The organism is Sphingorhabdus sp. (genome assembly GCF_046292425.1).
GTDB lineage: Bacteria > Pseudomonadota > Alphaproteobacteria > Sphingomonadales > Sphingomonadaceae > Sphingorhabdus_B.
Window position 1 is genome coordinate 1 of sequence record NZ_JBKBQV010000129.1, and the last position, 527, is coordinate 527.

Annotated in this window: 2 protein-coding genes; both read left to right on the forward strand. The window is 63.4% G+C overall.

Going from position 1 to position 527, the window contains the following annotated elements; all coding sequences use genetic code 11:
- A partial coding sequence (locus tag ACK4S7_RS13260; protein WP_409647754.1) for a DUF2924 domain-containing protein occupies positions 1-175 on the forward strand: 175 nt, incomplete at its 5' end.
- Positions 165-527, forward strand: a 363-nt coding sequence (locus tag ACK4S7_RS13265; protein WP_409647751.1) for a recombinase family protein, incomplete at its 3' end; no start/stop codon positions are given. The genes ACK4S7_RS13260 and ACK4S7_RS13265, both read left to right, overlap by 11 nt.

Here is a 527-nt window from a genome sequence, read left to right on the forward strand (position 1 = left end):
CGAAGTTCACCAGGTCGTGGTGCTCGAAGGCGGCGTCGAATACCGCGGCGCGAGATACTCCTCGCTCAGCGCCGTTGCCCGCGAGATTACCGGCGCGCACTGGTCGGGTCCGCGCTTCTTCGGTTTACAGTCTCCACGTCTCGGCAAGCTCGGGGTCACTACCGATGCGCAGTAACACGATGACGCTGCGCTGCGCGGTCTACACCCGCAAGTCGACAGACGAGGGACTCGAGAAGGACTTCAACAGCCTCGATGCCCAGCGCGAGGCGTGCGAAGCGTACATCCTGAGCCAGCAGCACGAGGGCTGGTCGCCGATCGCCGAGCATTACGATGATGGCGGGTTCTCGGGAGGTGACATGGAGCGCCCTGCCCTGCGGCGGCTTCTTGCCGCGGTGAAGGCCGGACAGATCGACGTTATCGTCGTGTACAAGATCGACCGCCTGACCCGGAGCCTTTCCGACTTTGCCAGGATCGTTGACATCCTCGACGCCGCCGATTGCTCATTCGTCAGCGTGACCCAGTCGTTC